This is a genomic window from Nocardioides sp. (genome assembly GCF_025964975.1).
GTDB lineage: Bacteria > Actinomycetota > Actinomycetes > Propionibacteriales > Nocardioidaceae > Nocardioides.
Genome location: NZ_JAOPXV010000238.1, coordinates 1 through 9,082 on the forward strand (window position 1 = coordinate 1; position 9,082 = coordinate 9,082).

Annotated in this window: 11 protein-coding genes; 7 read left to right on the top strand and 4 right to left on the bottom strand. The window is 68.9% G+C overall.

Going from position 1 to position 9,082, the window contains the following annotated elements:
- Both JWN68_RS19140 and JWN68_RS19145 read left to right on the top strand, forming a co-directional pair.
- Positions 1 to 788: 2-oxo acid dehydrogenase subunit E2 (locus tag JWN68_RS19140; protein ID WP_297741974.1), on the top strand; the 788-nt coding region annotated here is incomplete at its 5' end.
- Between the two features lie 85 nt (positions 789 to 873).
- A complete protein-coding gene (locus JWN68_RS19145) occupies positions 874 to 1,764 on the top strand; it encodes a TIGR01777 family oxidoreductase (RefSeq protein ID WP_297741976.1) in 891 nt (296 codons plus the stop codon).
- Here the strand turns inward: JWN68_RS19145 and JWN68_RS19150 are convergent, their stop codons facing one another.
- Entirely contained in the window at positions 1,765 to 2,268 is a 504-nt protein-coding gene (locus tag JWN68_RS19150; protein WP_297741978.1) for a hypothetical protein, read from the bottom strand. It abuts the gene before it with no gap.
- Positions 2,269 to 2,352: 84 nt separating this feature from the next.
- On the opposite strand from JWN68_RS19150, the gene lipB reads away from it, so the two are divergent.
- The 4 genes from lipB (at position 2,353) to JWN68_RS19170 (ending at position 5,431) form a co-directional block, all read left to right on the top strand.
- Entirely contained in the window at positions 2,353 to 3,078 is a 726-nt protein-coding gene (gene lipB, locus JWN68_RS19155) for a lipoyl(octanoyl) transferase LipB (RefSeq protein ID WP_297741981.1), read from the top strand.
- A 212-nt stretch (positions 3,079 to 3,290) separates the two neighbouring features.
- On the top strand, positions 3,291 to 3,671 hold the full coding sequence (locus JWN68_RS19160; protein ID WP_297741982.1) for a hypothetical protein: 381 nt from the start codon (positions 3,291 to 3,293) through the stop codon (positions 3,669 to 3,671).
- 65 nt (positions 3,672 to 3,736) lie between these two features.
- Positions 3,737 to 4,690: a lipoyl synthase gene (gene lipA, locus JWN68_RS19165; RefSeq protein WP_297741984.1), complete on the top strand. Its 954-nt coding sequence runs from the start codon at positions 3,737 to 3,739 to the stop codon at positions 4,688 to 4,690.
- Between the two features lie 42 nt (positions 4,691 to 4,732).
- Positions 4,733 to 5,431, top strand: a complete 699-nt coding sequence (locus JWN68_RS19170) for a DUF4191 domain-containing protein (protein WP_297741986.1) — start codon at positions 4,733 to 4,735, stop codon at positions 5,429 to 5,431.
- Positions 5,432 to 5,635: 204 nt separating this feature from the next.
- Here the strand turns inward: JWN68_RS19170 and JWN68_RS19175 are convergent, their stop codons facing one another.
- Together JWN68_RS19175 and JWN68_RS19180 are read right to left on the bottom strand one after the other, a co-directional pair.
- Positions 5,636 to 6,031 (bottom strand): RDD family protein, encoded by a 396-nt coding sequence (locus JWN68_RS19175; protein ID WP_297741988.1) that lies wholly within the window; start codon positions 6,029 to 6,031, stop codon positions 5,636 to 5,638.
- 9 nt (positions 6,032 to 6,040) lie between these two features.
- A complete protein-coding gene (locus JWN68_RS19180) occupies positions 6,041 to 6,799 on the bottom strand; it encodes an LppX_LprAFG lipoprotein (protein WP_297741989.1) in 759 nt (252 codons plus the stop codon).
- A gap of 177 nt (positions 6,800 to 6,976) precedes the next feature.
- Here JWN68_RS19180 and glnA point away from each other — a divergent pair, with 177 nt between their 5' ends.
- A complete protein-coding gene (gene glnA / locus JWN68_RS19185; RefSeq protein ID WP_297741991.1) occupies positions 6,977 to 8,407 on the top strand; it encodes a type I glutamate--ammonia ligase in 1,431 nt (476 codons plus the stop codon).
- Positions 8,408 to 8,780: 373 nt separating this feature from the next.
- Here glnA and JWN68_RS19190 read toward each other — a convergent pair.
- The coding region (locus JWN68_RS19190) for an integrase core domain-containing protein (protein WP_297741993.1) at positions 8,781 to 9,082 on the bottom strand (302 nt) is incomplete at its 5' end.

Here is a 9,082-nt window from a genome sequence, read left to right on the forward strand (position 1 = left end):
CTGCCGCTGCCGCTGCCGCTGCGGCACCCGCCGCAGCGGCCCCGCGCCCGGCCACGCCCGGCGGCTCGCAGTCCAACCTGCGCGGCACCACCGCCGACCTGTCACGGTTGCGCAAGATCATCGCCGAGCGCATGGTCGACTCGCTGCAGACCGGCGCCCAGCTCACCCAGGTCATGGAGGTCGACGTGACCACCATCGCCCGCCTGCGGGAGAGCGTGAAGGCGGAGTTCCTGGCACGCGAGGGGGTCAAGCTGACCTACCTGCCGTTCTTCGCCAAGGCAGCGATCGACACCCTCAAGGAGCACCCGAAGCTCAACGCCGCGATCGACGCCGACGCCGGCAAGGTCACCTATTACGACCGCGAGAACATCGCGTTCGCGGTGGACACCGAGAAGGGGCTTCTCACCCCCGTCGTCAAGGACGCCGGCGACCTGTCGATCGCCGGCCTGGCCAAGAAGATCGCCGACGTCGCCGAGCGCACCCGGACCAACAAGATCGGTCCTGACGAGCTCTCCGGTGGCACGTTCACGATCACCAACCTGGGCTCCTTCGGCGCGCTGTTCGACACCCCGATCATCAACAAGCCGCAGGTCGCCATCCTCGGCCCGGGCGCCGTCGTCAAGCGGCCGGTCGTCATCGACGATCCCAACCTGGGCGAGACGATCGCCATCCGCCACATGGTCTACCTCTCACTCACCTACGACCACCGCCTCGTCGACGGGGCCGACGCAGGCCGCTTCCTGGCGGCCGTCAAGGCCCGCCTCGAGAGTGGAGCCTTCGAGGTCTGATCCCCTCCACGACTGACCTCAGGACGGCCCTGGTTGCGTTCTCGCAGCCGGGGCCGTCGTTTTGCCGGTGTGATGAGGTGGACTCATGCGCGTCGTCATCGCCGGAGGATCCGGGTTCCTCGGCACCCACCTGACCGAACACCTCCGGGTCGGCGGCCACGACGTCACCCACCTGGTCCGACGGGCAGCGGCCTCCAGCCGCGAGTCGCGCTGGGATCCCTACGCCGGCGAGGTCGACCAGTCCGTCATCGACCGCTCGGACGTCGTGGTCAACCTCGCCGGCGTCAATGTCGCCGGCAACCCGCACTCGTCCAAGCGCGCCCAGGAGGTGCTGGAGAGCCGCGTGACGACCACCGACGTGCTCGCCCGTGCGGTCGGCCGCGTTGAACGCCCCCCGGCGTTCCTGGCCGGCAACGGCATCAGCTGGTACGGCGACCACGGCACCCAGCAGCTCACCGAGGACTCCGACAGCCGGGGGGACGCCTTCCTCACGACCGTCGCCCGCGAGTGGCAGGCAGCAGCGGAGCCCGCCGCCAAGGCCGGCGCCCGGGTCTGCGTCCTGCGCACCGCACCGGTGATGGACCGCAGCTCCTCGCCCCTCAAGGAGCTCAAGACCCTGTTCTCCCTGGGCCTCGGAGCCCGAATCGGCGATGGACGGCAGTTCTTCCCCATCATCTCGCTGCGCGACTGGGTGGGTGCCGTGTCCTACCTCGCCGAGTCCCGCGACGTGTCGGGCGAGTTCAACCTGTGCTGCCCCGAGACCCCGACCAACAGCGAGTTCACCAAGACCCTCGCTGCGGCCGTGAAGCGCCGAGCCTTCCTGGTCGCCCCCGGCCCGGTCCTCAAGGTGACGGCAGGGCGCATGTCCTCGGAGCTCCTCGGCTCGCTGAACGTACGACCCGCAGCGCTGGAGCGGGCCGGCTACGACTTCAAGGACGTGGACGTGCGTGAGGTGCTGGCCGCGGCTCTCGCCTGATCACGTCCGCTCACGCACCGCCCACATCCGCCAGTCGCCGTCGACGCGTCGCAGGACCATCGTGCGGGTGCTCGCCCGGTCCCGCGGCAACAGGGTGCTCGTGCCCTCCCCGACCACCGCTCCCCCGACGACCCGATCGGTCACCCGGATGGTGAGCGCGTCCGGCGCCTCGTCAACCACCCGCCAGGCGAGCACCTGGGTGGTGAGTCCCTCGACGTGGAGTCCGCGGGCGACGTACGCCGAAAGCATGCGCACGTCGGCCCGGCCGGTGGGCGAACCAGCGACGTAGAGCTCGCGCAACGCCTCGACGTCGCCCGTGGCCCAGGCCTCGGCCCGGCGCGAGTCCCAGGCGGCCAAGACGTCCCGGGGGGTCGCGGGGGCGGCTGCGGACACGGGCTGCGGAGGGGCAGCCGGGTGCTGGGTGAGGAGGACGAGGTCACCGGTGGCCAGCACGGCACAGACGGTCAGGGCGAGGAGGTAGGGAAGGAGTCGTCGCGGGTCCATCCGTCCACGGTGCCGCAGATCGCGACGGCGCGTCCTTCGTCATCCACAGGCCGACCGGAGCCACCCCAGGCGTAGTCTCGTGCCATGCCGAGCTACGTGGTCGCCGGGGTAGGCGCGGACGCCGTGGACTACCTGGCCGCCTGGGATCTCCAGCGCGAGGTGCACGCCGAGGTCGTGACGGGCACACGTGACGACACCGTCCTCCTGCTCGAGCACCCGCCCGTCTTCACCGCCGGCAAGCGCACCGAGCCGCACGAGCGGCCGCTGGACCCGGGCGGCGCCCGGGTCATCGACGTCGACCGCGGCGGCAAGATCACCTTCCACGGTCCCGGACAGCTCGTCGGCTACCCGATCGTGAGGCTGCCGGACCACGTCAAGGTCGTCGACTACGTCCGCCGCGTCGAGGAGGCCCTGATCGCGGTGTGCACCGACTTCGGCGTCACGGTGGCGCGGGTGCCGGGGCGCAGTGGCGTCTGGCTACGGGCGGACGAGCGAGGCCCCGAGCGCAAGATCGCCGCGATCGGCATCCGGGTCAGCCGCGGCGTGACGATGCACGGGTTCGCCATCAACTGCGACGTCGACCTCGGGTGGTACGACCGTTTCGTGCCCTGCGGGATCGCCGACGCCGGCGTCACGTCGCTCAGTCGCGAGCTCGAGCGGGACGTGGCGGTGAGCGAGGTCCTGCCAGTGGTGGAGAAGCACCTGTCGACGTACCTCGCCTGGCATCCCTATACCGCCACGCCGGACTACGACGCACGTCCCGAGCCCGGCCGCGCTCCCCGCATCGCGCTGGTCACGCCCGGTCGCTGAGCGGCTCGGCGCGGCACCCGTCGCGCGGGGCAGACCCCTGCCACAGTCAGCGGGCACGGGAGGCGTCACGGTGATGCCGGGGGGGAGCATCGTGGGGAGCACGACCAGTGGCGACCTGGTGATCGAGACCACCGGTCTGCGCCAGGAGTTCAGCGGCCGCGGTGGTACGCGCGTTGCGGTGAACGACCTCGACCTGGCTGTCCCTCGCGGCGGTGTCCACGGCCCAGGCACGGGGCGTGCTGGCGATCGCGGTGGCCGGACTGCTCGGCTACGCGCTCACCATGCTGTTCCGCAGCACGGTGGCGACGTTGTCGTTGATGTTCGGGGTCTCCATCACCGGCTCGTTGCTCATCATCGGCGTCCTCGGTTCGCGCGCCACCCGTTGGTTGCTCCCGACGAACTTCTTCGCCTACGTCCTCGGCGGCTTCGACTACTACGACGACTCGGCGTGCGTCTATGCCGCCGACGGCATGCCCACCGGCGACTGCATGCGCACCGTGTCCGCCACGGAGGGCGGCCTCTATCTGGCGGTGATCGTGGTGGTCGCCGTACTCCTCTCCCTGTGGTCCACCCAGCGTCGCGACGTCCCGTGAGCGGCCGCGTTCGTGCAAGGGGCAGTCGAGTTGGGGGCCCCTTACCCCCGGCGTAGAGTGGCGGCGTGACCGCCCCCGTGCCCGAAGGCCGCAAGCTGCTCCGCCTCGAGATCCGCAACTCGGAGACGCCGATCGAGCGCAAGCCGGAGTGGATCAAGACCCGGGCCAAGATGGGCCCGGAATACACGGCGCTCAAGAACCTCGTGCAGTCCGAAGGGCTGCACACGGTGTGCCAGTCGGCGGGGTGCCCCAACATCTTCGAGTGCTGGGAGGACAAGGAAGCCACCTTCCTCATCGGTGGTGACCAGTGCACCCGCCGTTGCGACTTCTGCCAGATCGACACCGGCAAGCCGCAGCCCCTCGACCGTGACGAGCCGCGCCGCGTTGCCGAGTCGGTGCAGAAGATGGGGCTCAAGTACGCCACCATCACCGGTGTCGCTCGCGACGACCTGCCCGACGGTGGCGCCTGGTTGTACGCCGAGACGGTGCGCGCGATCCATGAGCTCAACCCCGGCACCGGCGTTGAGAACCTCATCCCCGACTTCAACGGGGAACCGCACCTGCTGCGCGAGGTCTTCGAGTCCCGTCCCGAGGTGCTGGCCCACAACGTGGAGACGGTCCCGCGCATCTTCAAGCGGATCCGACCCGCCTTCCGCTACGAGCGCTCCCTCGACGTGATCACCCAGGCCCGTGACTTCGGTCTGGTGACCAAGTCCAACCTGATCCTCGGCATGGGCGAGACCCGCGAGGAGGTCAGCCAGGCGCTGCGCGACCTGCACGGCGCGGGCTGCGAGCTGATCACCATCACGCAGTACCTCCGCCCGTCGCTGCGCCACCACCCGGTCGAGCGCTGGGTCAAGCCGCAGGAGTTCGTCGAGCTCAAGGACGAGGCCGACCAGATCGGCTTCTCCGGTGCACTGTCGGGTCCCCTGGTCCGTTCGTCCTACCGCGCCGGTCGGTTGTACCGTCAGGCGCTCGAGAGCAGGGACGCCCGCGACGACGCCGTCGTCCCCGCCTGACCCGTCTGATCACCCGCCCGACCCCTTAGTCAAAGGCACGCCATGTCGACCCCCGCCACTCCGCCCACCAAGCGACGTCAGCAGCTCGTCCAGACCTACCGGATGGCCAAGAAGACTGACCCCCGCATCGGTCTGTTCACCCTCGGCGCCTTCGTGCTGGGCGCCTTGGTCGGCTTCGCCGTCATCTGGTTCCTGCCGGGCGACGGGCCGATCTCGCTCATACTCGCCATCGTCGGCGCCCTCCTCTTCGGTCTCCTCGCCGCGACCCTCGTCTTCGGCCGTCGGGCCCAGGCGGCTGCGTTCGGCCAACTGGAGGGCCAGCCGGGTGCCGCAGCCTCCGCGCTGCAGATGCTGCGCCGCGGCTGGAAGACCGACCCCGTGGTCGGCTTCAACAAGCAGCAGGACATCGTGCACCGGGTCGTCGGCCCGCCCGGGATCGTGCTCGTCGGCGAAGGCCACCCCCAGCGGATCAAGACGCTGCTCGCCACCGAGCGCCGCAAGCACGAGCGCGTGCTGCCCGAGACCCCGATCCACGAGGTCGTCTGCGGCAGGGGTGAGGGCCAGGTGCCGCTCGACAAGCTGGTCAAGCACGTCACGAAGCTCGGTCGCCACCTCAAGGGCGCCGACATGACCGACGTCCTCAACCGCCTCAAGGCCATCGACGCCCACCGCCCGGCCGTGCCGATGCCGAAGGGCCCGATGCCCACCAAGGGCATGCGCGGTCAGCAGCGCGGTCGCTGAGTCCCGCGCCGCTCGGCCGCCTGTTCGCAGCGGTGCGTGAGCCACACGTCGTAGGCCGCACACGTGGCTGTGACACCGCTGGGCAGCGCCACGCCGTACGACCCCGTCCCCGCGGTGAGTGAGCCACGTTCGCGAGCAGCGGAATGGGGGCTACGAACCGCTCAAACCGCTCACGTGGCCGCGACCAGTCCCCCTGCGCGCCGCTCACCCGTCGGCGGGGCGACGCAGGCCGGCCAGGCGTACGGTCCGGGTCTTGACCGCCATGTCGTGCAGCCCGCGCCCGTCGGGGCGGAAGATGAGCGGCGGCACCACCAGCGCGACCAGGATGCTCCGGACCAGTGCCGGGATCAGCTCGATCGGCCGGCCAGGCCCGTCTTCCCGAATCACCCGCAGCCGAGTGGCGAGCTTGCCGAAGGATCCCCCGAGGAGCGCGGTGAACAGGGCGGACTCGAGCACGAAGACGCCTGAGGCGTAGAACCCCGCGAGTGGGTCGTCGGACCAGCGTGCCGGGCCCATCACGAACACCACGACGAGGGTGCACGCGGTCCAGTCGACGATGATCGCCCCCAGCCGGCGCGTCCAGGAAGCGGTCTCGATCACTGCAGCAGCCTAGGAGACGGGCTTCGCGCGCGCGGGCTCGGTCACCTCGACCGGGGTCCCCCACGTCGAGAACCCGATCTGCGCCGATGCTCCGTCCTGGCCGGGCACCTCGTAGGCCAGCCGCACCGGGAGCGAGTCGTCGTCGACGTACAGGTCCATCGTGACGGTCTCGGGCAGGTCCATCGCGCGATACATCGAGTCCTCGCCCAGCCCGTCGAACCATGCTTGGGAGTCGACGGTCAGCGTGTAGCGCTCGCTCCCCACCCCGTCGATCTCCTCGCGGCCCTCGGCTTCTGCCTCGGTGACCGCCGACTCCAACGCCTCAAGGTCGCCCACGACGTCGATGTCCAGCAGGGTCGGCACCGGGCCGGCGTCGAAGCCGCTCTCCGGGTCGGCCAGTCGAGGGTCGTCGATGTCGAGGTAGGTCCACTGGTGGCCGACGAGTTCCCCGCCGAGGTAGACCCGGTCCCCCACGCGGCGTACGTCGATCTGCTGGGCCGGATCGCCGCCGGTCAGCGCGCGGAAGGCCGGCTCGCTCCCCCAGGTCGTGTCGATCGCGATGTCGTCGGGCGACTGCTTCGTGCCGAGGGTGAGACGGACCGAGTCCTGCTCGGCAGCGGCATCGGTCATCCCCGCGACGACGTCCGCGTTGTCGTACGCCGCGGCGTCGCCCTTCTCCGTCGCGGAGTCACCGCTGCAGCCGGCCAGGGCTGCGACGACCGCGCCCACGAGGAGGGGACGGACGAGGGCGGGGAGCGGAAGACACATGAGCTCGACAGTAACGACCGGCTCCACAGGACGAGCCACCTGTTACACGCGCGAAACAATCGGGATACGGTCAAGAAACCGCGGCCGCCTAGGTTCGCGGTGATCCGGCGCAGCGTCGCGCCGAACCAGTGTCAGTGAAGACTTCGGCCCGCCCTCGCGGTCGGCCCAGGAGGATGCATGTTCAAGAACAGCGAAGACCTGCTCAAGTACATCAAGGACGAGCGTGTCGAGATGGTCGACGTGCGATTCTGCGACCTGCCCGGCGTGATGCAGCACTTCACGGTCCCGGTGTCGTCGTTCGACCAGTCCGTCTTCGACGACGGCCTCGGCTTCGACGGGTCCTCGATCCGCGGCTTCCAGGCGATCCACGAGTCCGACATGCAGCTCTTCCCGGACCCGACCACCGCCTACATCGACCCCTTCCGGGTCTCCAAGACCCTGGTCGTGAACTTCTTCATCCACGACCCGATCACCGGCGAGCCCTACTCGCGGGACCCACGCAACATCGCCAAGAAGGCGATGGCCTACCTCGCCAGCACCGGCATCGGTGACAAGGCGTTCTTCGCCCCCGAGGCCGAGTTCTACGTCTTCGACAGCGTGAGGTTCGAGACCAGCCAGAACGCGGGTTTCTACCACATCGACTCCGAGGCGGGCGCCTGGAACACCGGAGTCGCGGGCACCGAGGAGAGCCCCAACCGCGGCTACAAGGTGAAGTACAAGGGCGGCTACTTCCCGGTGGCGCCGTACGACCACTTCGGCGAGCTGCGTGACGAGATGGTCATCGAGCTCGAGAAGTCGGGCCTCCACGTCGAGCGTGCCCACCACGAGGTCGGCACCGCCGGCCAGGCGGAGATCAACTACAAGTTCGACGAGCTGCTCAAGGCGGCCGACGACGTGATGAAGTTCAAGTACATCGTCAAGAACGTCGCCTGGCGCAACAACAAGACCGCGACCTTCATGCCGAAGCCGATCTTCGGTGACAACGGCTCGGGCATGCACGTGCACCAGTCGATCTGGAACGAGGGCGAGCCCCTGTTCTACGACGAGACGGGGTACGGCGGCCTGTCGGACATGGCCCGTCACTACATCGGCGGCATCCTGAAGCACGCCCCGTCGCTGCTGGCCTTCACCAACCCGACGGTGAACTCCTACCACCGTCTGGTGCCGGGCTTCGAGGCGCCGATCTCGCTGGTCTACTCCCAGCGCAACCGGTCAGCCTGCGTGCGCATCCCGATCACGGGTGCCAACCCGAAGGCCAAGCGCATCGAGTTCCGCTGCCCCGACCCCTCGGCGAACCCCTACCTCGCCTTCTCGGCGCTGCTGCTCGCCGGCATCGATGGCATCCAGAACAAGATCGAGCCGCCCGCGCCCATCGACAAGGACATCTACGAGCTGCCGCCGGACGAGATGGCCGACATCGACCAGGTGCCCACCTCGCTCAACGCGGTGCTGGACAACCTGGAGAGGGACCACGAGTTCCTCACGGTCGGCAACGTCTTCACCCCCGACCTGATCGAGACCTGGATCGACTACAAGCGCACGCAGGAGATCCTGCCGGTGCAGCTCCGCCCGCACCCGCACGAGTTCGAGCTGTACTACGACATCTGAGTCAGCCTTCGCTGACCTGCGGAAACGCCCCCGGACAACTTCGGTCGTCCGGGGGCGTTTGTGCGTGTCTCAGGTGAACCGCTTGTGCCGTGAGCGTCGGCAGGTCAAACCGATGAACGTGTGTTCAGCCGGCAGCATCGCGGGTGAAGTTCCCCGGTGCGCCTGGCGACGGTTTGGTGTTGGACCCCTTGTCGGCGTTGGTCGCCATGCCGAGGTCGAACCAGCCTCCCGAGCTCTTGGTGGTCAGGGCCGTGGCCCCAGCCGCCGTGGCGCGTCGCGGTCCATCAGCCGTGCGACGCGAGGCTCGCCACGCGTGATGTGCCAGTCACGAGCAGCGACCGGGTCTGCTGCACGATCAGGTGACAGTGGTTAGTCACGCAGCCTGACTGGCTGGCGTGGTCATGATTATCTCGAACTCAACTGGGGTCAATCTGCCGAGGCGGTCTTGCCGGCGGCGTCGGTGATAGGTCCGTTCGATCCAGGTCACGATGGCGATTCGGAGGTCTTCTCGGGTTGCCCAGGTGCGGCGGTCCAGGACGTTCTTTTGGAGCAGCGAGAAGAAGCTCTCCATGGCCGCGTTGTCCCCGGCCGCGCCGACGCGGCCCATCGATCCGATCATGTCGTGACGCCCCAGAGTGAGGACAAATTTCCTGCTTCGAAATTGGGATCCTCGGT

Bases quoted from the DNA above. Each gene is read 5' to 3' on its own strand.
- glnA (WP_297741991.1), top strand. From the start codon at position 6,977: ATGTTCAAGAACAGCGAAGACCTGCTCAAGTACATCAAGGACGAGCGT.
- JWN68_RS19170 (WP_297741986.1), top strand. From the start codon at position 4,733: ATGTCGACCCCCGCCACTCCGCCCACCAAGCGACGTCAGCAGCTCGTC.
- lipB (WP_297741981.1), top strand. From the start codon at position 2,353: ATGCCGAGCTACGTGGTCGCCGGGGTAGGCGCGGACGCCGTGGACTAC.
- JWN68_RS19150 (WP_297741978.1), bottom strand. From the start codon at position 2,268: ATGGACCCGCGACGACTCCTTCCCTACCTCCTCGCCCTGACCGTCTGT.
- JWN68_RS19145 (WP_297741976.1), top strand. From the start codon at position 874: ATGCGCGTCGTCATCGCCGGAGGATCCGGGTTCCTCGGCACCCACCTG.
- JWN68_RS19180 (WP_297741989.1), bottom strand. From the start codon at position 6,799: ATGTGTCTTCCGCTCCCCGCCCTCGTCCGTCCCCTCCTCGTGGGCGCG.